Origin of the sequence: Thalassospira australica (assembly GCF_000763295.1) — a bacterium.
GTDB classification, from domain to species: Bacteria; Pseudomonadota; Alphaproteobacteria; order Rhodospirillales; family Thalassospiraceae; genus Thalassospira; species Thalassospira australica.
In genome coordinates, this window is sequence record NZ_JRJE01000031.1 from 183586 (window position 1) to 206114 (window position 22529).

Sequence of the window (22529 nt, forward strand, 5' to 3'; positions counted from 1 at the left end):
ATCGTGATCATGTATTTAAAAAGGGACGCAAATTCGTCCCTTTTTTTATGTTTAAAATGACGATCCGGGTTCTTTGAGAAACGCGATTTCGTCGGGTGTGGATTGGCGACCCACAATATCATTGCGGTGAGGGTAGCGACCAAACCGGTCTATGATCTTTTTGTGTTTGAGTTCGAATTCGTAGTTATGATCAAGCCCGGGCTGAGCAAACAGATCAACGGCAATTTCGTGGATGATCTCTGACTCGGAATGCATGTAGGGCATATAAAGAAACGCTTGTTCCTGGGGGGTGACCAGTTTTTTGTCCATACCCAATGACACCGCTTCCTGTGCAAGTACAAGGGCCATAGTGTCACTTGCAAATGACTGCGGCATATCGCGATACATGTTGCGGGAAAACTGATCGAGAACAATGATCTCGGCCAAGCGCCCGTGGGCAGTTTTACGCCACATATAAAGTTCACCCGCAGATGCTGCTGCATGGAAATCAGAAAAACGTTCGGTAATGTGCCGGTCAAGGGTGGTATCTTTGATAAACCACTGTTTTTGCTCGAGTTCCTTAAACCAAAACACAAGTACGGTTTCTGGTGTCATAATGTTTCCGCCCATCTGAAATGATGTGTTGTTGCCTGTCGGTAAACTTGCCGATCATCTTTGCTGTGCTTTGTGCGCAGGTCAAGCAATCGCCCGAAAAGATAATCGTCAGCCATCCGGTCAAATAGTTGACAGGGAATGGTGGCGCATGGAATATGAAGTCGTCTTGGGTGTCGATTTAAATGAATCGGCTTAAAAGGGAACGTGGTGCGTCAAGTACGATCAAGCCACGGCTGCCCCCGCAACTGTAAGCGGTCCGGGCACTACATATGCCACTGGTGAAAACCGGGAAGGCGTAGTGCTTTTAAAACCGCGAGCCAGGAGACCTGCCTTTGACTGCCAAGTGCGTTTTGCTTGGTATTGAAACTGTTGGACGCCGGGGTGAGCGTCAGGTTGCAGGGGTACATACGGTCTCTTGATGATGCCGCAATCTTGCTTCCAGCCATCCTATCGTTCTTTATCCTAACCCTGTGCGTTGGGCTTTTTTCCTGCGTGCATTGTTTGCGAAAGAGACGATTATATGTTGAAGACCCTCCGTAAACTTGCGTTTGCAAGTTCCTGCCTTGTTGCCGCGTCCATGCCGGCACAGGCGCATTTTCAATTGGTGTATACCCCTGATGTAAACATCACCAAGGCGGGCGAAATTCCCGTGAAGCTTATATTCTGGCATCCGTTCGAGAACGGCCATGTAATGGATATGGGCACACCGCGCGAATTTTATGTGATGCATCGTGGTGAGAATATTGATTTGAAATCAACGCTTTCTGAGTTTTCCTTCGCGGGGACTGCGAACTCTGCAGTGGCCTATGATGGTTCCCTCCTGCTTAAACGCAGCGGTGATTACGTCATGGTTGTGGTGCCAGAGCCGTACTATGAAGAAAGCGAAGACATCTATATTCAGCAGCTCACAAAATCCTATGTGAACCGTAATGAAATCCCAACCGATTGGACGGAGCCGCAAGGGCTGGCAACGGAAATTCTGCCACTTAACCGCCCGACCAATGTCGTGGCCGGTTCGACGTTCACCGGGCGGGTTCTTAGCGAAGGCAAACCGGTTCCAGGCGTTGAAGTCGAAATCGAATATATGGCGGCAGAGCCGGACATGGCGACCAATTCGCCAAAGGCGCCAACCGCATCACCGATGCCTGGTGGCGCAATCGTGGCAATTTCTGACGAAAACGGGTACTTCACCTTTGGAATTCCCAAGTCCGGTTTTTGGGGCTTTGCAGCACTCGGCAGTGGTCCTGAAAAAGAATTTCAGGGTAAAGAGCTTTCACAGGATGCAGTCCTGTGGGTTCGCGCCTATGATGTGAAATAGGCGAGGGGACAGATTAGATGCATATCGTTGATGGTGCGTTGGCACCTGAAGTTTTGATTGGTGGCGGCATTCTTGCCGTGTCGGGGCTTGCCCTTGGCTTGCGCAAACTGCCAATCGACAAAATTCCTGCGACCGGGGTGCTGTCGGCAACATTCTTTGTTGCGTCGCTTATTCATGTGCCAGTCGGCCCATCGAGTGTGCATCTGATCATGAGCGGTCTTGCCGGGATTGTTCTTGGCTGGACCGCGTTTCCTGCGCTTTTTGTCGGTCTTTTGCTCCAGGCAGTCTTTTTTGGGTTCGGCGGGCTTACCGTACTGGGTGTAAATACGGTCAATATCGCGTTTCCCGCTGTGGTGGCTGGTCTGATGTTCCGCGCTGTCATCGCGCGCAGTAATCCAGTTGGTGCCGCGATTTGGGGCGGATTTGCCGGTGCGTTGTCCATTGCACTGACCACGATATTTGTCGCCATTTCGCTTGGCTTAAGTGGCGAGGGTTTTGTCCCTGCGGCCAAGCTTGTTTTCTTCGCCCATATTCCGATCATGGCGATTGAAGGCTTCGTGTCTGCTGCGGCCGTGTACCTGATTTCCAAGGTCAAGCCCGCTTTACTGCAATCTGATCATGAAGAAACGGCACTTCGTATGCAGGTAGCTGCCCAGCGCACCAAACAGGCGCGTGAGGTGCAAAATGGGTAGGTGCGTCACCTTGTTTGCCGCGACATTTATAATGATCGTTACAATGTTTTCACCGGCGCATGCACATAAGGTGATCGCGTCGGTCTTTCCGAGTGGATCGGAAATTGAAGGGGAAATCGGATTTTCCAACGGTGATATGGCAGCCGATACCATCGTTGAAGTCTTTGATTTGCAGGGCGAGAAAATAGACGAAATCAAAACCGATGCTGATGGTTTCTTCGTCTATACCCCGCAGAAAAACGTTGATTTGCGTTTCAGAGCCGACCTTGGCGCAGGGCATATCGCAGAAGCGACATTTGATATTGCCGATCTTTCGGGGTTGATGGAGGCGAACACGCGAGCAGCCTTGTCACAACCTGTTGCTGTGGATGTGGGTTCACGGTCAGATACGCCTGCAATTACCCCGGAACAGGAACAGATTATCGCCACCATCGTGCGCGATGAGTTGCGCCCCTTGCGCCGCGAAATCACGGCTTATAAGGAAAAGAACGATCTTCAATCGATTCTCGGAGGGATTGGCTATATATTCGGTGCCTTCGGGATCATTTATTACATCGCAGCGCGACGACTAAGGGCAAAAGCATAAAGCATGAGCCACCTTTTCGGACATGACCAACCCTTGAACGTTCAGGCGGATGGCGGGAAAACACCCTCATTCGTTGGAATGTTTGATCCGAGGGTGCGGGTGGTCGCGGCCTGCCTTTTTGCGATTGTCGTTGTTGCCCTGCAACAGATCGAATTTGCGCTGGGCGCGCTGGCTCTTGCTGCCATCACCATGGGCCTGACCGACTTGCCCTTGCGGGTGACCTTGAAACGCATGGCAGCAATGGATGGTTTCATCATTGTCATGTTGGTGATGTTGCCTTTCACTACGCCCGGAACGCCGATGTTCTCCGTCCTTGGGGCCGAGGCCAGCAAAGAAGGCCTGATGCATGCCATCCTGGTTGGAATTCGGGCCAATGCGGTTGTCTTGATGATGCTAAGCCTGCTCTCGGGCATGACGCCGGTCGCATTGGGCCACACGCTGTATCGTTTGAAATGCCCGCCGGTGCTTGTGCATCTGATGATGTTCACGGTGCGCTATATCTCGGTCTTGCATGACGAATATCACCGTCTGCGGATGGCGATGAAATTGCGCGGGTTCAAGGCCCGTAACAATGCCCACACATACCGGTCTTTCGGGTATCTGTTTGGCATGTTGGTGGTGCGGTCACTCGAACGGGCTGAACGCGTGCTTGAAGCCATGAAATGTCGGGGGTTTAGTGGTCATTTCCCGATGATTGACGATATGGCGTTTCGGCGGCGCGATGGCATATTTGCCGTTTTGTTCCTTGTCATGATTTCCGCCTTGGTGCTTTTGGATCGAATGTATGTCTTCGCTTATTGAACTGAACGATATTTCCTTTGGCTACCGTGCCGGCCAGAACGTTCTGGATCGTGTGAGCCTCACCCTTGATGCGGGCGAGCGTCTGTTTCTTACCGGACCAAACGGGGCAGGTAAAAGCACGCTGTTGCGTATCCTTGTCGGGCTGATCAAACCGCACGGGGGCGAAATTCGCGCCTTTGGCACCCCGCGTGTCACCGATGGGGAATTCCACGATTTGCGCTGCCGCGTCGGTTTTATCGTTCAGGACCCCGATGATCAGCTTTTTTGCCCCACCGTGATCGAGGATATCGCCTTTGGTCCGCTAAACCTTGGTGCCAGCCGCGACGAAGCCCTTGCGATCGTCGACGAAGTCCTTGACCAATTGCATCTTAAACACTTGCGTGAACGGATCACCCACGAGCTTTCCGGCGGGGAAAAGCGGCTGGTATCGGTGGCGGCGGTGTTGGCGATGAAGCCTGATGTATTGCTCCTTGATGAACCAACCAACGCGCTTGATGAAGAAAACATGCGCCGGCTTGAAGAAATCCTGCTGGATCTGCCCCAAGCGATGATCCTTGTATCGCATGATCCGCATTTCCGGCGTAAACTTGCCACCCGGATTATCGATGTGCGAACCGGCAATTCGCTTAATCTGCCGGAAAAGAAATGCACGGCCGGTCAACGCGCCCAACAGGCAGAAAACGCATCCTGAAGACGCCCTAATAAAGGATTGCCATGACGTCACGTATATCCCCGTTTTCCCAACCGGCCTTTCGTCATCTGTTCGCCGCCCAGATTACATCCCTGATCGGAACGGGGTTGACGACGGTAGCGCTGTCGCTGTTGGCCTATGATCTTGCCGGGGATGATGCGGGGCGCGTACTTGGTTCCATCTTGGTTCTAAAGATGGTGGCGTATCTTGTCATCGCCCCGATTGCGGGCGGGATGGCGCACGTGTTGCCACGTCGCTACTGGCTGGTCGGGCTTGATATTCTGCGCGCGGTGATTGTGCTATGTCTGCCCTTTGTTGATCAGGTCTGGCAGATTTTTGTCCTGGTGTTTGTGGTCAATGCGGCTTCTGCCGCCTTTACCCCGGTGTTTCAGGCCATCATTCCGGAAATCCTTCCCGATGAAAAGGCATACACCAAAGGGCTGTCTTATGCCCGGCTGGCCTATGATCTTGAAAATCTGGCAAGTCCGGCATTGGCCGCCGCACTTTTGGTGATCTGGTCCTTTGACAGCCTGTTCATGGCCAATAGCCTGACATTTGCGATCTCCGCATTGTTGATCATGACAACCCACATTCCACAAGCCGCGGCAACGGATCGGACCGGCGGCATTTACGCCAATACGATTTTCGGGATTACGGCCTATTTGAAAACACCGCGTTTGCGCGGCCTCTTGGCGGTTTACTTTGCTGTTTCATCAATCGGCGCGATGATCATCGTCAATACGGTGGTGCTAACCCGTGGTGCCCTTGGCGGGAGCGAAATCCTTACCACTGGTTTTCTTGCCTGTGCCGGCGGCGGATCCATGATGGCGGCCTTTTTGATCCCCAGTTTGATCGAGCGGCTGGGGGAACGTGGCTTGATGCTTTCAGGCATTGTCGGTGCGGCAATTGCAATGCTGCTTGGTGGCGCTTTGATGATTGCCGGTGGTGCGTACGTTATCGCGTTTGCTGTTTTGTGGGGGATTGCCGGGGCCGGGACTACATTTGCGCAAACACCCGGTGGTCGGTTGGTCCAGCGGTCCGCTGCTGACGGGGATCGGTCAGCGTTCTTTGCTGCCAATTTCGCGCTTTCACATGGCGGGTGGCTGTTTGCCTATGGCATCATTGGATGGCTTGGAAGTTTGACTGATCTGTCTGTCGCGTTTCTGGCCTCTGGCGGCTTGGCCTTTTCCGCAACCATTGCCGCGATCCTTCTGTGGCCAAAGGAAGACCGGCTGGAAATCCGCCACAGTCATCCCGGTTTCTGGCATGAACATCCGCACGATCATAACGATCCGCATCACGTCCATGTTCATGATGCCGCCGCCGATGGCGAAAAGCACCGCCATCGACACTATCACCCGCCGGTCACGCACAAACATCGCTTTGTAATCGACAGCCATCATACAAGATGGCCGATGGAAAGCGGCGATCGGGTCTAGGCCTTGCCGGAACTTCACCGAAAATGAGGAAACCTCACTTTCGGGTTTGGTAACGTGCCATCCCCCAGGCCGATACCCCGAAAATACCGATAATCACCCCAATGCCGCCCAGAATATCAGACAGGCGCACATCATTACGATAGGCATTGACCTCTGCGCGGAGCGGGCCGATCTGGCGGGCAACTGCCTGATTGATCAGAAGGCCAAGTTCATCATGGGACAGGGCGCTCAGACCGGATGCTGCAGAATGTGAGGATTGCTCATATTCGGGTTTGTTCCCGGGATCACCGCGTTTGTCCGCTGAGTCAGCAGTTAGAGACGCGCGGATATTGCGCACGATCACATTGACCTTTTCCGAGGCAACAGGCAGATGTTGCGCAAATTCATCGGCATACAGATCAAAAGTGGCGACATGGCCGTCACCGGTATTGGTCAAAATCGTGTACTCACTGCGATGGCTGACCTGTAAGGCGAAACTGCCTTCATGATCGGTTGTTGTGGTGAACAGAACGTTCTTTGCCGCGTCGCGCAGTTCAATCTGGGCCTGTTGTGCGCGTGTGCCGCCGGTAAAATAAACATATCCTTCGATGGTGTCGCCGGTGCTTATGGCAAACACATTCAGGTTATGTGCCTGTGCAGTGCCAAACGGCACAGCTAATGCAAACAGGATCAACAAGAACAGGCGGCGAAGGAGTGTCATATTCAAACCCATGTAAACGTTGGGATGTTTCACGAAAACTGGCAGGTGACGGTGAAGGTCACCTGCCCGAAGAAAATCAATCCATTGCGTCCGTTTTGACCCAAAGGACGCCACCACGTTCGACCGGGACCTGCTGGTCGCTGTCGGGGGCAGCCATGGTACCATCTTCGATCAGGGCGGCGAACACCCACCAGCCATCTTTGGGCATGGCATAGTGAAATACGCCGTTGGCATCGGTCTTGATCACCTGGGTTGCGAAAGTCGCGTTGGGCAGATCGATACTGCCATCATTGGCATATTCGACTTCGACCTCGGCAAAGGGGACGGGTTCGCCATTGTGGCGAACCATGCCGGAAAAGACATTGCCGGTCCAAATGCCATAGGGGCGGGTCAGTGGTTCGATCTCGACCGGAAAACCGACCATCTGGTCCCAGTCTTCGCCCGCGTCATAGGCATCAATGATCGTTTTTGTATACTGAACAATGAACTTGCCTTCGGCCGGTTCGTAATATGGAACCGGTTCAAGATAAAAGGCATATCCCCCCGGGGCTTTTATCTGGGCCTCAGCATCAAAGGCGGTCATGCCATCCACGTTCTTTGCTGTCAGGCTGTCGCGCATATCGGTCTTGTTGCCCTTGAGTTGCATCCCGAATTGCAGCGGCTTTTGCATTTCCATTGCGGGGCCGTTGGTCATCGGGTGGGTGAAGGTCAGATCGAATGTGACCGTGCGACCGGTTTCCTGATCAACCACATTGGTTGACGGTATCATCTTCTGGAAGTGCGCATGCGCCACACCAGTGCTTGCAGATGCGATGACCAATGACAGGGACAGCTTGGAAAACAGGCCGGAAGCGAGGGACATGAAATGGTCCTTTGGTGGGTGATTGTTTAAATAACCGCCGGAAAGATCGGCGACATCATTATGATTTAAAACAATTCATACAAAAAATCAAAAGGTATGAACTTCAAAATCTACCCACCCATCAAACGCATTGGCATCTCAGGAGAAAAACAACTAATTTCAGCAAAGGTTGTTTTGTATTATGGTTTTGCAATCTTTTTTTATGGGGGTGGGATATGCAGGTTGTTTATGTATCAGATGACGGATGTACCCATTGGATTGATGCGAAATTACGTCCGACCATAACCCTTGATCAGGCGATTGCGCAAAGTCAGCCTGGGCAGTTGATCCGGATGATTGCCGGTGATTATTGCTTTAACGAACCCTTGCGTTTTCCCCATAGCGGGACGGCGAAACAACCAATCATTGTCCGCGGCGAGCCCGGTGCGGTGATCAATGCCGGCAGGTGCCCGGACCGGTCGGTATCGGCCAGCAATCCCGGTCGGGAAGGGTATGCGGTTTTTCAGTTTATCGAGGTCGCCCATATCCGTTTGGAGCTTTTCACCGTAAAAGAGGCCTGGCCAAGTACGGTCTATATCGAAAACAGTCACAACCTTGCCTTTCGCAGTCTTGATATCTGCGATGGTACATATGCGTTTTATGCCAATGGACCGCACACCAAGGCGATTTCGATCACGAATTGTCGCTGGGTGCAGGACCCGGACATCTGGCGGCAAATCCGCTGGGATGAAATTCACGACGGCAAGGATGCGAACGGCAATGTGATCGAGGTCGCATACCGTTATCTGAACGGGGCTTTCTTTGGTGCCGATGATATTGCCGGTGACGTTGAGATCAGCCGAAACGATATCTGTGACTGTTACAACGGCATTCGGATGGATGTTTCGAACGAGAACCTTGATGCCCCTGTCGGGAGATTCAACCGCGATGTTCGGATTTTTGATAATCAGTTCAGATATATTCGCGATAACCCGATCGAACCGGAAGCCACGGCTGTTGGCTGGTGGATTGGTCGCAACCGGTTTTACAATTGCCACAAACTGTTTTCACAGGACGGTGTTCGCGGCGGGTTCTGGTACTATTTCGGCAATATTTGCTGGTTTGACAGCCGGCCCGGACCTGAGGGCGACGAAAACAATGGGGGCGCTGTGTTCAAGCTGGGCAAGGGCGGGTCGGTTGCGCAACCCGATTACGTTTCGGCATGTTTCCATAACAGCTTCTTTCTGCGCCAGAAATACATCAAAAAGGGAACGACCCGCGGTTTGATTAATGCCCGAAACGCCATTGAACATGCGGACCCGACAAAGCTTCCTGTTGATTTGATGCCATTGGATCAGACCTTCTTTGGCCCGGCCGACAAACTGACATTTTCAGGCGTTGGTCCGTTGCCGGTCAGCTTTTCCGGTGATTTGGCAAACCACCCGACATATCCGGCGGTGTTTGATCCTTACGATGGGGTTTTAAGTGACCCACGCCCCGCCGATCATGCCTTGTTCGAAGATGGACTGGGTGGATGCTTTGATCTTCGGGCAGAATATCAAGACGGCTATGAGGCACCGTTTGAAATACCGATGCCCGATGGCGATACGTGGTTATGCGATGGTGGTTTCTGGCCCGGCGCAATGACCGATACAAAACTGTTTTCCGGTCCTGAGTATGTTCCGGTCGATCTTGCCTATATCCGATCATTGCCTATACCCAAGGCGAAGGGCGAGGGTTAAGGCGACGTCATCGTAATGCACCACACCCGGTGTTTTCTGATTACGTATGCGTAATTATGTTGACTGGCTTGTCAGATTGTTGCGATGGTGCCGTATTGCTTTTAACAAACAAGAAAAATCATGAACGACAAGCTTTATAGTATTACCGAGCTGGCTGAAGAGTTTGACATTACCCCGCGTGCAATCCGTTTTTACGAAACGAAAAAATTGCTCGCACCTCAGCGCGCCGGGGCAACCCGTGTTTATAACTATCGTGACCGGGCCCGACTGATGCTTGTTCTACGTGGCAAGCGTCTTGGATTTTCGCTCGAAGACATTAAGGAATATATTGATCTTTACGATGCAGATCGTAGCCGCACGGAGCAGCTTGCCCATTTGATGCTGGTCGGGCGTCGCCGGATTGAGGAACTTGAACAGCAACTGGAAGACGTCCAAACCACGCTGCAGGAACTTCGCGTTATTGAAAATGAGGCGGTTGATAGCTTGCGTGAAAAGGGCATAGATCCGGAAAAGGCAGTTGCAGAGATCAAGGCCAAGCTGATGGCCGAAACTGCCTGAAGCATGTGCGATTAACTGCCAGAACAATCAAAAGCCCGGCCAGCAAAGTGCCGGGCTTTTGTTCGTTTTTTGGTGGTCTGTGTTATTCGGAGGGGCGCTGCAAGGGCAGGGTGACCTCAAATACTTCCTCTTCGGCGATGAACTTGCGGCTAAAACCAAGGTTCTCGCATAGCGTAAGCATTCTGCGGTTGTTTGGCAGAACCTGACCAATAAAGGTTTCAGTGCCCTTGCGGCGGCAAAATTCGATCATTTGTTCCATCAGGATACGGCCAAGGCCGCGGCCCTTGATGTCTGAGCGCACCATAATGGCGTATTCGGCGGTTTCATTGTTTGGGTCAATCACGACCTGAACAATGCCGTGAATTTCACCTTCGCCGTCCCCGTCAGGAACAATTGCCAAAAATGCCATGTCGCGGTCGTAATCAAGTTGGGTCTGACGGGCCATCTCGGAATGAGGCAGTTCGCGTACAGAACCAAAGAACCTGAAGTGGATGTCTTCCGGGGTTAGGCGTGACATGAACTCATAGTGTGCGGGTTCGTCTTCAGGCTTGATCGGACGCAACAGATAAACTGTGCCATCATCCATTGTAACGTTCTGCTTCAGATGGCGCGGGTAGGGATGAATGGCCAAGCGGTTCTCGTCGCTTGCGACTTTTGGGGTCACCTTGATGCGGGCATCAAGCGCAATCACGCCTTCACGGTCGGCCAGGAGCGGGTTCATATCAAGTTCGACAACTTCGCCCAACTGCACAACCAACTGCGACAGACGCACAAGCGTCATATACAGCTCTTCAAGATTGACTGCAGGCACATCGCGATAGCCCTGCAGAAGTTTGTGAATGCGCGTTCCTTCCACCAGTTCGCGCGCCAGCTTCATGTTCAGGGGCGGCAAGGCCATCGCACGATCACGGACGACTTCGACCTCAACGCCGCCATGACCAAACAGAATAACGGGCCCAAAGATCGGATCGGTGGTCATGCCAACAATCAATTCTTTGGCACCAGCTCTTTTGACCATTTCCTGCACGGTAAAGCCCCGCAAGCGGGCATCCGGAAACTTTTGGCTGATGATGCGCTGCATTTTTTCCGCAGCAGCCCGAACCTCCACACCGTTTTCAAGGTTCAGGACAACGCCGCCGACATCGGATTTGTGGCTGATATCGTCTGACAGAATTTTTAACGCCACAGGACGTCCGATCTCCTCGGCTTTGGTGACCGCGTCCTCGGTATTGGGGGCGGCAAAGGTTTTGACCGTATTGATGCCAAAACACTCGAGAACGGATTTCGCTTCCGGTTCGGTCAGCATGTCACGTCCGGCATGAATTGCGGCATGAATGATGCTACGTGCCTTGTCTGTATCGGGTGTGAAATCGTGGGGAACAGATGGTGGGGTTTCCATCAAAAGTTCTTGCAGCTTGCGGAAATTCACCATGTGCTGAAAGGCTGCAACGGCGTTTTCCGGCGTGCGATAGGTGGGAATACCTGCCGCATAGAACATATTGCGTGCTTCAGCCACCGTTGCTTCACCAACCCAGTTGGTCAGGATGTTTTTCTTGCTGCCCTTGATGGTATCGATCACGCCTTGCGCGACTTCGACCGGATCGGTAATCGCCGTTGGTGCGTGCATCACCAGGAGACTGTCGATGTTTTTGTCCTTAAGGACGGCATCAATCGTCTTGGCGTAGCGTTCACCGGGCGCGTCACCGATAATGTCGACCGGGTTGGCATGCGACCAGGTTGGCGGCAAGACAGAATCCAGTGCTGTGATGGTTGTGTCTTCAAGCTGTGCGAGGTGTCCCTTGCGTTCGATCAGGGCATCAACCGCCAAAACCCCGATCCCGCCACCATTGGTTACGATTCCAAGCTTGTCGCCGCGGAAGGGGCGCATCCGCGATAACGTCTCAGCTGCCGAGAACATCTCGCTGACGGTATAGACGCGCAAAACGCCTGCACGTTTGATCGCGGCGTCAAAGACGTCATCTGCCCCGGCAAGCGCACCAGTATGCGATGCTGCGGCTGCTGCACCTTCGGCAAAACGGCCCGATTTAATGCATAGTATCGGTTTGTTGCGTGACGCGGCACGTGCGGCGGAAATAAAGCTTCTGCGTTCATGGATAGATTCAATATAAAGCATGATCGCACGCGTTTCGGGATCAGAGCCGAGGTAGTCGATAACATCGCCAAAATCGACATCATCGCATTCGCCAAGTGATACAAAGTGCGAAAACCCGATGCCACGTGCGACGGCCCAATCAAGAACAGCGGTGCAAAGGGCGCCGGACTGTGAAACGAAGGCAATCTTGCCGCTGCCAATACTTTGGTGGCTGAAACTGGCGTTCAAGCCAATGCCCGGCACCATCAGGCCAAGGCAATTCGGCCCAAGAAGGCGAACTTTTTTCGTCGCGGCGATGTCAAGCATTGCCTGCTTGATTGTGCGTTTCTCATCATGTTGTTCGGAGCCCAGGCCTGCCGTGAGAACGATTGCCGCAAGGCAGCCTTTTTCGGCAAGGCTTTCCATTACCGCGACAACCCCCTTGGGCGGGACGCAGATCACGGCGAGTTCAGGAACAACAGGCAGGCTTTCGACATCAGGATAGGCCAAAACCCCGCCAATCGACTGACTGCGCGGGTTAACCGGCATAATCGGTCCGTCAAAACCACCGGCAAGCAGGTTTTTCATCAGGACACTACCGACCGAGTGCGGGCGGTTGGAGGCACCGATAACAGCGACCGATTTAGGTTTGAACAGATGATCGAGATTGATGGTGCTCATCGCCAGGTTTCGCCTTGTGCTGTGGGTCATTCCGGGTGTCGGGAGCGTGCAATGTTCCGACAACACATCGTCGATGATGCGATGCGGTAGTCTATGACCGGAAACAGTATATTGATTTGCTGTGAATCAATAAAGCACTGCGGGAACGAACTTTTTATGGCATGGCGTTGTAGGGCAGGGTCGACGCACCAATACAGGGTGGCCAGGGTGGGGGTTAATGTAAGTGTCCGTGATCATTGCCATCGTCAAAACGCTCGGATTCTTCAAGCCATGCTTCGACTTCTGCCTGTGATGACATTCCAAGTGCAATTTCAAGATCGCCCTGAACATGAGCAAGGCTGTCAAACATCGGGCACCAGCCAAAGGCCTGAATGCGGGGGTCGGTCGTTGACGAGATTGTAAACAGCTCGCCATCAATCGGATGAACCATTCCGTGAATGGCGCCATCTTCACCGATGATGAGCCATCCCCGGGTTGACCCGGAAAGCGTTGCAAGGTTGACTTCACGCAGATCTATTTTGACTGTTTTCATGGCTTTATCATCTATTTTTTGAGACGCAAAAGCAAAAGGGACCGAACATTACGTTCGGCCCCTTTTTAATTGGCTCCGGCAGCAGGACTCGAACCTGCGACCCAATGATTAACAGTCATTTGCTCTACCAACTGAGCTATGCCGGATCAGGCGTGGCGCGTCTTTCGATGCGCGTGGCAGGTGTATAATCAAACAGCCTGAGTGCCGCAAGACCTTTTTGCGAAATTTTGACCAAAAATGTCTCTTTTTTCAAAGTCGCGAACACAGATTGCCGCAGGGGTAGCCTCCGGGCGAAGGCAACTCCCGACGGGGTTGAATTGACGGAAAAATCATCGGTATTTGCTAATTGCTTCGGCTGGCGCAGGACAGGGGCCGTAAAAGCAAAAACCCCCGGAACAGCGTTCCAGGGGTTTATGGCTCCGGCAGCAGGACTCGAACCTGCGACCCAATGATTAACAGTCATTTGCTCTACCAACTGAGCTATGCCGGATCAGTGGAGGCGCGAGCCGGAATCGAACCGGCGTGCAAGGATTTGCAGTCCTCTGCGTAACCACTCCGCCATCGCGCCTTCGCGTTGGCTGGAGCGGTGTATAGCCTCAACAAACATAACCCGTCAAGCACCCAATTTTACATTTTTCGAACGACGGAGTTTTTATAACGAAAAGCCTTACGAAAACGGCTGCTGCATGTGTGGAATGTTATATCCGATAACGCAAAAGAGTCCGTTGTTAAGCTGTTTTGATCCGAACAGGATTTTTGGGAGTTCGGAAATACTTTCGCTGAAGTCCTTCCCTTGCAGTCTTCGGCAATATCAGAACCAGCAATGTAAAGAGGGGCACGTCGATCAAACTTTTAATGCGCTCAGCACGTTAAAATCAGGCCCATACATTGATCCGATGTTGTCAGTTGCTTATGTGCTGACTATAAACAGGCAAATACCGAAATCGGTTTTGGGGACAATAAAGCCGGTTGCGGTCTGTTTCTCGCGAGAATTTTCAGGTCAGATAATCATGGATTACCAAGTCGCGCGCCATAACATGGTTGAAAATCAGGTTCGGACCAACAAGGTTACCGATCCGCTGGTCATTGCTGCGATGGAGGGGGTTCCGCGTGAACTGTTCCTGCCAGAAGGCATGCGTGGTGTTGCCTATACCGATGAAGATATAGCAGTTGGCGGCGGTCGTTTTGCGATGGAGCCGATGGTCATTGCGCGTCTTATGCAATGTGCCGAAATCGCTGAAACCGATATCGCACTGGTGATCGGTGCGGGCTATGGCTACTCAAGTGCATTGATGTCACGGGTTGCAGAAACCGTTGTGTCGGTTGAAAGCGATAAGGATATGGCTGCTGCTGCAGAAGCCACCTTCCAGCAACAGAACTATGACAACGTCATCGTCGTCGAAGGTGACCTGGCAGCAGGATATGCCAAACAGGCGCCTTATAACGTCATCGTTTTCGATGGTGCCGTTGCCGAGGTTCCGAGCGCAATTCTTGATCAGGTGTCCGAAGGCGGTCGCTTGCTTGCGGTTGTGCGTGAACCCGGGAAAGTTGGTGTCGCACGTCTTTATGAACGTGAAAACGGCGTTGTTGGGCACCGTGACCTGTTTGATGCGAATATTCCTTATCTTCCGGGGTTTGAGCCGGCCGAAAGCTTTGTCTTTTGATCTGCGACAGCGCGGTTGATTTGCCGTTGGTATCGGAATTTTTGCCACGTCAAACAGGCGAGGTTTAAGAGTGCAGGATATCAATTGCAACGAACTGCAAAAACGCCTTGAGGGCCCGCAGGCGCTAGCTTTGCTTGACGTGCGTGAAGATTGGGAAGTTGAGATTTGCATGATCTCGGGCTCCTGGCATATTCCGCTTTCGGAATTGCCGGGCAGGGTTGATGAACTGTCGCCCGACATGCCGCTTGCGATCATATGCCATCATGGTGTGCGCAGTCGCCATGCTGGCATGTTCCTTGAGGAACGTGGATTTAAAGAGGTTTTTAATGTTCGCGGCGGTATAGATGTATGGGCGGTAGAAATACAGCCTGATATGAACCGCTACGATTGATGGTGTAAATGACGGGGGAGACGGGGCAAGAGACTTTTTTTCATTCCAACTGCCTCTTTTCTTGGAAAATTTTCTTTACGTCGTTACCATACGTGAAACTGCGCCGGGGTCGGGACTTGGTGTAGGATTTTACAAGGGTAGATAAATGATAAAACGGTTCTTGCTGACCTGCAGTATTCTGGCCACTGGCGGTATCATCGCTGGTGAAGCATCTGCAGAAAGTCTTGAGGACGCTCTCATCAAGGCATATCAGAGCAACCCGACACTCGAAGCCGGGCGCGCATCGCTGCGCTCGACAGATGAAGAAATTTCTACTGCACTGTCCAACTGGCGACCAAGTGTCAGCCTCTCGGGAAGTGCGGGCGTTCGTGACTATGAAAGTGAAGTCAGTGGAACGACGACTGACAGCAGCCTGACGCCATACACAGTTGGTCTGGATTTGACCCAGCCGCTTTATCGTGGTGGTCGGACCACCGCAGAAACGGAGCGTGCCGAAGCGCGAATCAAGGCAGCACGTGCGTCGCTGCGTTCGACAGAGCAAGATGTCATGCTTCAGGTCGCAACCGCATATTTTAATGTGTTGCGAGATACTGCGGTTGTGGAGCTTAATCAGAACAACGTCCGTGTGCTTGAACGTCAGCTTGAAGCGACCCGGGATCGTTTTGCCGTTGGTGAAGTCACCCGTACGGACGTATCTCAGGCAGAAGCCCGTCTTGCTGGTTCAAAAGCAGACCTGATTTCCGCACAAGGTGCCTTGGCCAACACGCGTGCTCAGTACGAGCGTCTTGTTGGTAATCCTCCCAGCGATCTTGAAATTCCAAACCCGCTTGCCGGTTTGCCAACCAGCATTTCCGATGTCTTGTCGATTGCTCAGGGACAACATCCCGACGTTTTGCAGGCTGTTTATACTGAGGAAGCTGCGCAATCAGACATCCGTCTGAGCGAAGGTTCCTTGTATCCGGAAGTAAATCTGTCTGCCGGTGTTGAACGGGCGCATGAAGCCTCGACCGAGGATTTCACCGCCGATAGTGCCGACATTATCGCATCTGTTTCGATCCCGCTTTATCAGCAAGGTGCGGTGTTCTCTGGTGTGCGTTCTGCAAAACAGACCGCCGGACAGGCCCGCATTCAAATTGATGAAGCCCGTCGTGCTGTGATTGAAAACGCGACCAGTGCTTGGGAAACTCTTGTAACCGCGCGCGCAAGCATCGAATCGCAGCAAGCACAGGTTTCCTCAGCTGAGGTTGCCCTTGATGGTGTGCAGCGTGAAGCATCTGTCGGGTCGCGTACGGTTCTTGACGTGCTTGATCAGGAACAGGAACTGCTGCAGGCACGTGTGGATCTTGTCGGGTCGCGTCGTGATGCCGCCGTTGCAGAATTCCAGGTTAAGGCAGCCATGGGTGCGTTGAGTGCGCAGGTTCTTGGTCTGCCAGTCGAAGTTTATGATACTGAGTCCAATTATAACAAAGTCAAGGACCAGTGGTGGGGAACGGATTGATTTGCTGACCGTCAGGGCAGGGTGCAAACCCCTGCCTTTGACTTTGGTTCGGATCGGTCTGGTTAGATGACACTAGTGCGGAAGTTTAATTATGAGTGACGGGCAACAAGAACCTTCCATGGAGGATATCCTCCAGTCCATCCGCAAGATTCTTGCTGATGAGGGGGATGAAGAAAAACAGGAAGCTGCTCCTGAACCCGAACCGACGCCGGAACCAGAGCCAGAACCCGAGCCGGAGCCCGAACCGGCACCTGAGCCGGAACCCGAACCCGAAGAAGAAATCGACGAACTTGTTCTCGACGAAGAACCGGAAGAACTGGAATTCGACGAAGAACCAGAAGAGCTCGAACTTGACGAGCCGGAAGAAGCGGAAGAACTTGATCTCGACGATATGCTCGACTTCGACGAGACCCCGCTCGAAGAAGATCCGGCACCGCTTGAAGAAGAATTTGACGAGCCGGAACCAGAACCGGCGATGCCTGCGCTATATGACGACGATGAAGATGACGAGCCGCTGATTTCGAATATGACGGAATCGACAGCGACGGGCACCATCTCGGAATTGGCGCAAGCCGTTGCAAAGAAACGCGCAGTTGCACTTGGTGTGAATGCCGGTCATGCCACTCTTGAGGATTTGGTGCGCGATATGCTGCGCCCGTTGCTTAAGGAATGGCTTGACGAAAACCTTCCCTATATGATCGAACGCCTTGTGAAAAAGGAAATCGAGCGGATTGTAGACCGCGCCGAAGACCTGTAGGCGAGCCGAAATTGACATTTGAGCGGCGCGCCAACGGTGCGCCGCTTTTTCTTTGTATGAATGATGAAACCCGCAGCGGATCAAAAGACCATGTTGGAGAAGACCTACAACCCGGCCGATGTTGAAGGCAGACTTTACGATAAATGGGAAAAGTCAGGGACATTTGCCGCTGATCCGGCATCAAGTGCTGACCCCTATGTCATTATGATGCCGCCGCCCAACGTGACCGGCAGCCTCCATATGGGGCATGCGCTGACCTTTACCCTTCAGGACATCCTTGTCCGCTATAACCGTATGCAGGGTAAAGACACCCTGTGGCAACCCGGTACGGACCATGCCGGCATCGCGACCCAAATGGTCGTTGAACGCCAGCTTGGCGAACAGAATGTGACCCGCCATGACCTTGGACGCGAAAAGTTCGTCGAAAAGGTTTGGGAATGGAAAGAAAAGTCCGGCGGTACGATCACCAACCAACTGCGTCGTCTTGGCGCGTCGCCGGATTGGCCGCGTGAACGTTTCACCATGGACGACGGTCTGTCTGCTGCTGTGCGCAAAGTGTTCGTCAAGTTGCACAAGGATGGACTGATTTATCGCGACAAACGTCTGGTAAACTGGGATCCGAAACTTCTGACTGCGATTTCCGATCTTGAAGTCGTTCAAAAAGAAGTTAAAGGCCATTACTGGCACTTCAAATACCCGATCGAAGGCCGTGATGGCGAATTCATCACGGTGGCAACGACACGTCCGGAAACCATGCTGGGGGATACAGGTGTTGCGGTTCATCCCGATGATGAACGCTATAAGGACCTGGTTGGCAAATATTGCATCCTGCCGATTGTCGGACGCCGCATTAAAATTGTTGCGGATGAATATGCCGATCCGGAAAAAGGATCGGGTGCCGTCAAGATCACACCGGCACATGACTTCAATGACTTTGAAGTTGGCAAACGTGCAGGCCTTGAGAAAATCAACATCATCGATGACCACGCATGCATTAATGAAAATGCACCCGAGGAATATCGTGGTCTGGACCGCTTTGAGGCCCGCAAGCAGATCGTCGCCAAGATGGACGAGCTGGGTCTGCTCGAGAAGATCGAAGATACCGTTCATATGGTGCCTTATGGCGACCGATCGAACGTTGTCATCGAACCGTACCTGACCGATCAGTGGTTCGTGAACGCAGAAGTTCTTGCCAAACCTGCTACCGAGGCGGTCGAAGATGGTCGCATCCGGTTTGTGCCGAAAAACTGGGAGAACACCTATTTTGAATGGATGCGTAACATCCAGCCGTGGTGTATTTCTCGCCAACTTTGGTGGGGGCATCGTATTCCGGCATGGTTTGGCCCGGACGGTGAATTCTTTGTCGAAGAAACCGAAGAAGAAGCCAAAGCTGCAGCCAAGGCCCATTACGGCAAGGATGTTGAACTAACCCAGGAAACCGATGTTCTGGATACCTGGTTCTCGTCGGGCCTTTGGCCGTATTCCACCCTTGGCTGGCCAGATAAAACGCCGGAGCTTGATAAGTATTATCCGGGTGATGTTCTGGTCACCGGTTTTGACATCATCTTCTTCTGGGTTGCCCGGATGATTATGATGAGCATGTATTTCATGGACGGAAAAGTACCGTTCAGGGATGTCTATATCCATGCGCTGGTGCGTGACGAAAACGGCCAGAAAATGTCGAAATCCAAAGGCAATGTAATCGATCCGCTCGAAATCATTGACGAGTATGGCTGTGACGCACTGCGTTTCACCCTGACGGCACTTGCGGCACAGGGACGCGATATCAAGCTTGCCGCCTCACGCGTCGAAGGTTATCGCAACTTTGCGACCAAGCTTTGGAATGCGGCGCGCTTTGCAGAAATGAATGAATGCAAGCCTGTCGATGGCTTTGATCCGGCGAATGTTAAATCGACGCTTGGCCGCTGGATCGTTGGCAAGACGGTCGAAGCAGCCAAGTCGGTCGGCGATGGCATCGAATCCTATCGCTTTAACGAGGCAGCAAGCAGCGCCTATCAATTCGTTTGGGGGGCGTTCTGCGACTGGTATCTGGAATTGGCCAAACCGGTTCTGATGGGGGACGATGAAGAAGAAAAGGCTGAAATCCGTGCTGTAACCGCTTGGGTTCTCGACCAGATTCTTCTGATCCTGCATCCGGTGATGCCGTTTATCACCGAGGAACTATGGGAAAAGACTTCTGACAGCCGCGCCAAAATGCTGATTTCAGAAGGTTACCCGAAATTTGACGAAGCGTTGATTGATCGTGCCGCCGAGGCCGAGGTTGATCTGGCTATTCGTTTGATTGGCAATATCCGTGGTGTGCGTTCAGAAATGAATGTGCCGCCGGGCGCTGAAGTCCCGATCTATCTGGTTGATGCTACGGATGCAATGAAAGCGGCCGTTTCCGCACAGGAAGCACAGGTCAAACGTCTGGCTCGTGTCGCTGATGTTGCCTTCAAGGAACAGGCCGACATTGAGGCGATCGCCAAAGGTGCAATCCAGACTGTGGTAGATGGTGTAACGGTCTTTGTTTCTGTTGCAGACTTCATTGATGTTGCGGCGGAAAAGGCGCGTCTTGAAAAGGAAATTCAGGACAAGACCAAATATATCAAGGCACAGGAAGGCAAGCTTTCGAACGAAAAGTTCGTTAGCCGCGCACCTGAACACATTGTCACCGCCGAGAAGGCAAAGCTTGAAGAAGCGCGTGATACGCTTTCAAAGCTTAATGAAGCGTTCGAACGCATCGCTGCGATGTAATTTGCGCTTTTCATAAAGCCACGAACCAAAGGCCAACCGTTTTCGGTTGGCCTTTTCTTTTTCGCAGGATGGATAAGAAATAAGCGATAAAAACCTTCGCCAGATTACAACAGAATCGCTTAGATTGGCGACGCCCGCTGATGCGGGGCAAGCAAAGCGAACCTGTTTGGTGGCTCTGACCCGAATTTCTCGCAAGAATGCGCCTGCCCAATGTTGATCGAAGAATGCCCCTATATTGAACCTGTTGATGCCTATGGTGCATTTGCGTCATTTGCTGACAGCCATTTTCTTGATTCCGGTGATCGGGATCGGTTTTCCTATATCGTCGTGTCACCTTTTCATAAGCTGACAGCAAAAAATGGTCAGGTTGAACTCGACGGGTTTGCCGTGCCGGGAAATCCGTTTGCTGTTCTGGCCGATCTAATGGCGCGTTATGTGCAGGAAACCCATAGTGATCTGCCACCATTTCAGGGCGGGGCAGTGGGATATTTTGGTTATGAGCTGGCGCATCAAACCGAAGAATTACCACGTGCAGACAACGACTGGTTGTCGATGCCTGATATGGCTGTGGGGATCTATGATCTGGTGATTGCCTTTGATCAGCAAGAACGACGCATGTGGTTGGTATCGACGGGATTGCCTGAGAAAACCGGACCTGCACGTAAACAGCGTGCGCAAGATCGCCTTGCTCTGGTTAAAAAATACCTGCGCCTTGCGCGTCCACTTACAGATTTTCCGAATGCGCCGCATCGGCCTGAGGTGGCTGGATGGAAATCAAATTTTGATCGGGCGGGCTATGAAGAGTCTGTGCAGAAAGTCATCGACTACATCTATGCCGGGGATATTTTTCAGGCCAATTTGTCTCAGCGATTTCGGGCGGAATATCGAAACGATTCAATACCCGAACGCTTTGGGTTGTATCGGCGTTTGCGCGATATCAGCCCGGCACCATTCGGGGCATTCCTGAACTTTGGCAACGTCGCGGTGTTATCAAATTCGCCTGAACGGTTCCTGAAAGTGAGTAATTCTCACATTGAGACAAAACCGATCAAAGGTACAAGACCACGCGGCGAGACACCATTAAGCGATGCCGAACTGGCTCAAGAATTAATGTTATCTGCAAAAGATCGCTCAGAAAACATTATGATTGTTGATCTTTTGCGAAATGACATCTCAAAAGTGAGTAAAGCTCACACTGTGCAGACGCCCGCGATCTGTGCGCTTGAAAGCTATGCCAACGTTCATCACCTGGTGTCGACTGTGACGGGTGAACTTATGGACGGCAAAACCCCGATTGATGCCTTGCGGGCGTGTTTCCCGGGCGGATCAATCACAGGTGCACCCAAAATTCGTGCCATGGAAATCATAACCGAACTGGAGAATACCACGCGCGGCGCATATTGCGGTGCCATCGGCTATATCGGGTTTGATGGGACGATGGATACAAACATCGCGATCCGAACCTTGTGCGTGAATGCGGGGAAAATGGCCTTTAATGTGGGGGGCGGTATTGTCGCAGATAGCGATCCAGCCATGGAATATGACGAAACATTGGTCAAGGCGGCCAAGATGTTTGAGCTTTTCGGGATAGATGTCGAGGAATTGGCATGATCCTGCTCATCGATAACTATGACTCGTTTGTCTTCAACCTGGCGCGTTACCTTAAGGAACTTGGCCGCGATGTGAAGGTTGTTCGTAACGACCGGATTTCTGTTGATGAGATTCGCGACCTTGCACCTGAAGCAATTGTGTTTTCGCCAGGCCCATGCGGCCCCGATGACGCGGGTATCAGTCTTGCGGCAATTGATGCATTGAAATCAGAATTCCCGATGCTTGGAGTGTGCCTTGGTCATCAATCAATCGCGCAGGCGTTTGGCGGGACAGTCAAACGCGCGGCAAGGCCAGTTCATGGCATGACATCCCGGATCCGACATAACGAAAAAGGGGTGTTCGCCGGTTTAAGCAATCCTTTGCAAGTAACGCGCTATCACTCGTTAATCGTTGATTTGCCAAATGATGGCAGCTTGGTTGAAACAGCTACCGGCCCGGACGGCGAAGTCATGGCATTCGCCCATAGGGACCTGCCAATTTATGGGGTACAGTTCCATCCGGAAGCTGTTCTGACAGAGCAAGGCCACGCGTTGTTGGCGAATTTTCTAAAACTGGCTTCTGCACAGGAGGCCAAAACAGCCTAA

The 22529-nt window shown here is 52.4% G+C and carries 20 protein-coding genes, 3 tRNA genes and 1 riboswitch; of the genes, 15 read left to right on the plus strand and 8 right to left on the minus strand.

The window, feature by feature from the left end:
* Positions 1 to 51 precede the first annotated feature (51 nt).
* Complete coding sequence (locus JF44_RS0113985) at positions 52 to 594, minus strand: DUF924 family protein (protein ID WP_033069960.1); 543 nt, start codon at positions 592 to 594, stop codon at positions 52 to 54.
* 151 nt (positions 595 to 745) lie between these two features.
* A riboswitch (cobalamin riboswitch) is annotated at positions 746 to 942 on the plus strand.
* A gap of 172 nt (positions 943 to 1114) precedes the next feature.
* Between JF44_RS0113985 and JF44_RS0113990 the strand changes: the two genes are divergently transcribed.
* Genes JF44_RS0113990 through JF44_RS0114015 form a run of 6 tightly spaced genes read left to right on the plus strand, consistent with a single transcriptional unit; the run spans position 1115 to position 6121 of the window.
* On the plus strand, positions 1115 to 1912 hold the full coding sequence (locus JF44_RS0113990) for a DUF4198 domain-containing protein (RefSeq protein WP_033069598.1): 798 nt from the start codon (positions 1115 to 1117) through the stop codon (positions 1910 to 1912).
* Between the two features lie 17 nt (positions 1913 to 1929).
* Complete coding sequence (gene cbiM / locus JF44_RS0113995; protein WP_033069599.1) at positions 1930 to 2604, plus strand: cobalt transporter CbiM; 675 nt, start codon at positions 1930 to 1932, stop codon at positions 2602 to 2604.
* A 31-nt stretch (positions 2605 to 2635) separates the two neighbouring features.
* Positions 2636 to 3190 (plus strand): hypothetical protein, encoded by a 555-nt coding sequence (locus tag JF44_RS0114000; RefSeq protein WP_033069600.1) that lies wholly within the window; start codon positions 2636 to 2638, stop codon positions 3188 to 3190.
* Between the two features lie 3 nt (positions 3191 to 3193).
* The gene (cbiQ, locus tag JF44_RS0114005) at positions 3194 to 3991 is read left to right on the plus strand and encodes a cobalt ECF transporter T component CbiQ (protein ID WP_033069601.1); all 798 of its coding nucleotides are present in this window, start codon (positions 3194 to 3196) and stop codon (positions 3989 to 3991) included.
* Positions 3975 to 4682, plus strand: a complete 708-nt coding sequence (locus JF44_RS0114010; RefSeq protein WP_033069602.1) for an energy-coupling factor ABC transporter ATP-binding protein — start codon at positions 3975 to 3977, stop codon at positions 4680 to 4682. Before cbiQ ends, JF44_RS0114010 begins: the two co-directional genes overlap by 17 nt.
* Before the next feature lie 23 nt (positions 4683 to 4705).
* Positions 4706 to 6121 carry an MFS transporter gene (locus JF44_RS0114015; protein WP_052065915.1) on the plus strand — a complete coding sequence of 472 codons (1416 nt, stop codon included), beginning with the start codon at positions 4706 to 4708 and terminating at the stop codon, positions 6119 to 6121.
* Positions 6122 to 6155: 34 nt separating this feature from the next.
* Here JF44_RS0114015 and JF44_RS0114020 read toward each other — a convergent pair whose 3' ends face one another.
* Positions 6156 to 6821 carry a hypothetical protein gene (locus tag JF44_RS0114020; RefSeq protein ID WP_156111698.1) on the minus strand — a complete coding sequence of 222 codons (666 nt, stop codon included), beginning with the start codon at positions 6819 to 6821 and terminating at the stop codon, positions 6156 to 6158.
* Between the two features lie 76 nt (positions 6822 to 6897).
* Positions 6898 to 7683, minus strand: coding sequence for a DUF4198 domain-containing protein (locus JF44_RS0114025; RefSeq protein WP_033069604.1), 786 nt, complete (start codon positions 7681 to 7683; stop codon positions 6898 to 6900).
* Between the two features lie 215 nt (positions 7684 to 7898).
* On the opposite strand from JF44_RS0114025, the gene JF44_RS0114030 reads away from it, so the two are divergent.
* Positions 7899 to 9404 (plus strand): right-handed parallel beta-helix repeat-containing protein, encoded by a 1506-nt coding sequence (locus tag JF44_RS0114030; RefSeq protein WP_033069605.1) that lies wholly within the window; start codon positions 7899 to 7901, stop codon positions 9402 to 9404.
* Positions 9405 to 9524: 120 nt separating this feature from the next.
* Positions 9525 to 9962 carry a MerR family transcriptional regulator gene (locus tag JF44_RS0114035; RefSeq protein WP_033069606.1) on the plus strand — a complete coding sequence of 146 codons (438 nt, stop codon included), beginning with the start codon at positions 9525 to 9527 and terminating at the stop codon, positions 9960 to 9962.
* A gap of 82 nt (positions 9963 to 10044) precedes the next feature.
* Here JF44_RS0114035 and JF44_RS0114040 read toward each other — a convergent pair whose 3' ends face one another.
* The 5 genes from JF44_RS0114040 to JF44_RS0114060 form a co-directional block, all read right to left on the minus strand.
* Positions 10045 to 12735: a bifunctional acetate--CoA ligase family protein/GNAT family N-acetyltransferase gene (locus JF44_RS0114040; protein ID WP_033069607.1), complete on the minus strand. Its 2691-nt coding sequence runs from the start codon at positions 12733 to 12735 to the stop codon at positions 10045 to 10047.
* A gap of 214 nt (positions 12736 to 12949) precedes the next feature.
* Positions 12950 to 13267 (minus strand): hypothetical protein, encoded by a 318-nt coding sequence (locus tag JF44_RS0114045; protein ID WP_033069608.1) that lies wholly within the window; start codon positions 13265 to 13267, stop codon positions 12950 to 12952.
* Between the two features lie 70 nt (positions 13268 to 13337).
* Positions 13338 to 13413, minus strand: a tRNA-Asn gene (locus tag JF44_RS0114050).
* A 268-nt stretch (positions 13414 to 13681) separates the two neighbouring features.
* Positions 13682 to 13757: transfer RNA gene (locus tag JF44_RS0114055), tRNA-Asn, on the minus strand.
* 4 nt (positions 13758 to 13761) lie between these two features.
* A tRNA-Cys gene (locus tag JF44_RS0114060) sits at positions 13762 to 13835 on the minus strand.
* 442 nt (positions 13836 to 14277) lie between these two features.
* Between JF44_RS0114060 and JF44_RS0114065 the strand changes: the two genes are divergently transcribed.
* From JF44_RS0114065 to JF44_RS0114095, 7 genes are all read left to right on the plus strand, one after another.
* On the plus strand, positions 14278 to 14931 hold the full coding sequence (locus JF44_RS0114065) for a protein-L-isoaspartate O-methyltransferase family protein (protein WP_033069609.1): 654 nt from the start codon (positions 14278 to 14280) through the stop codon (positions 14929 to 14931).
* Between the two features lie 70 nt (positions 14932 to 15001).
* Positions 15002 to 15322, plus strand: a complete 321-nt coding sequence (locus JF44_RS0114070) for a rhodanese-like domain-containing protein (protein ID WP_033069610.1) — start codon at positions 15002 to 15004, stop codon at positions 15320 to 15322.
* A gap of 145 nt (positions 15323 to 15467) precedes the next feature.
* A complete protein-coding gene (locus JF44_RS0114075) occupies positions 15468 to 16820 on the plus strand; it encodes a TolC family outer membrane protein (protein WP_033069611.1) in 1353 nt (450 codons plus the stop codon).
* Positions 16821 to 16938: 118 nt separating this feature from the next.
* A complete protein-coding gene (locus tag JF44_RS0114080; protein WP_033069612.1) occupies positions 16939 to 17577 on the plus strand; it encodes a DUF2497 domain-containing protein in 639 nt (212 codons plus the stop codon).
* 90 nt (positions 17578 to 17667) lie between these two features.
* Positions 17668 to 20334, plus strand: coding sequence for a valine--tRNA ligase (locus JF44_RS0114085; RefSeq protein ID WP_033069962.1), 2667 nt, complete (start codon positions 17668 to 17670; stop codon positions 20332 to 20334).
* A gap of 210 nt (positions 20335 to 20544) precedes the next feature.
* On the plus strand, positions 20545 to 21945 hold the full coding sequence (gene pabB, locus JF44_RS0114090) for an aminodeoxychorismate synthase component I (protein ID WP_033069613.1): 1401 nt from the start codon (positions 20545 to 20547) through the stop codon (positions 21943 to 21945).
* Positions 21942 to 22529, plus strand: coding sequence for an anthranilate synthase component II (locus JF44_RS0114095; protein ID WP_033069614.1), 588 nt, complete (start codon positions 21942 to 21944; stop codon positions 22527 to 22529). Before pabB ends, JF44_RS0114095 begins: the two co-directional genes overlap by 4 nt.

Excerpts from the sequence above, each read along its gene's own strand:
- JF44_RS0114075 (WP_033069611.1), top strand. The coding sequence starts at position 15,468 with ATGATAAAACGGTTCTTGCTGACCTGCAGTATTCTGGCCACTGGCGGT.
- JF44_RS0114020 (WP_156111698.1), bottom strand. The coding sequence starts at position 6,821 with ATGACACTCCTTCGCCGCCTGTTCTTGTTGATCCTGTTTGCATTAGCT.
- JF44_RS0114045 (WP_033069608.1), bottom strand. The coding sequence starts at position 13,267 with ATGAAAACAGTCAAAATAGATCTGCGTGAAGTCAACCTTGCAACGCTT.
- JF44_RS0114080 (WP_033069612.1), top strand. The coding sequence starts at position 16,939 with ATGGAGGATATCCTCCAGTCCATCCGCAAGATTCTTGCTGATGAGGGG.
- cbiM (WP_033069599.1), top strand. The coding sequence starts at position 1,930 with ATGCATATCGTTGATGGTGCGTTGGCACCTGAAGTTTTGATTGGTGGC.
- JF44_RS0113990 (WP_033069598.1), top strand. The coding sequence starts at position 1,115 with ATGTTGAAGACCCTCCGTAAACTTGCGTTTGCAAGTTCCTGCCTTGTT.
- JF44_RS0114065 (WP_033069609.1), top strand. The coding sequence starts at position 14,278 with ATGGATTACCAAGTCGCGCGCCATAACATGGTTGAAAATCAGGTTCGG.
- JF44_RS0114025 (WP_033069604.1), bottom strand. The coding sequence starts at position 7,683 with ATGTCCCTCGCTTCCGGCCTGTTTTCCAAGCTGTCCCTGTCATTGGTC.
- JF44_RS0114085 (WP_033069962.1), top strand. The coding sequence starts at position 17,668 with ATGTTGGAGAAGACCTACAACCCGGCCGATGTTGAAGGCAGACTTTAC.
- JF44_RS0113985 (WP_033069960.1), bottom strand. The coding sequence starts at position 594 with ATGACACCAGAAACCGTACTTGTGTTTTGGTTTAAGGAACTCGAGCAA.
- JF44_RS0114035 (WP_033069606.1), top strand. The coding sequence starts at position 9,525 with ATGAACGACAAGCTTTATAGTATTACCGAGCTGGCTGAAGAGTTTGAC.
- JF44_RS0114015 (WP_052065915.1), top strand. The coding sequence starts at position 4,706 with ATGACGTCACGTATATCCCCGTTTTCCCAACCGGCCTTTCGTCATCTG.
- JF44_RS0114040 (WP_033069607.1), bottom strand. The coding sequence starts at position 12,735 with ATGAGCACCATCAATCTCGATCATCTGTTCAAACCTAAATCGGTCGCT.
- JF44_RS0114000 (WP_033069600.1), top strand. The coding sequence starts at position 2,636 with ATGATCGTTACAATGTTTTCACCGGCGCATGCACATAAGGTGATCGCG.
- JF44_RS0114010 (WP_033069602.1), top strand. The coding sequence starts at position 3,975 with ATGTCTTCGCTTATTGAACTGAACGATATTTCCTTTGGCTACCGTGCC.
- cbiQ (WP_033069601.1), top strand. The coding sequence starts at position 3,194 with ATGAGCCACCTTTTCGGACATGACCAACCCTTGAACGTTCAGGCGGAT.
- pabB (WP_033069613.1), top strand. The coding sequence starts at position 20,545 with ATGTTGATCGAAGAATGCCCCTATATTGAACCTGTTGATGCCTATGGT.
- JF44_RS0114030 (WP_033069605.1), top strand. The coding sequence starts at position 7,899 with ATGCAGGTTGTTTATGTATCAGATGACGGATGTACCCATTGGATTGAT.
- JF44_RS0114095 (WP_033069614.1), top strand. The coding sequence starts at position 21,942 with ATGATCCTGCTCATCGATAACTATGACTCGTTTGTCTTCAACCTGGCG.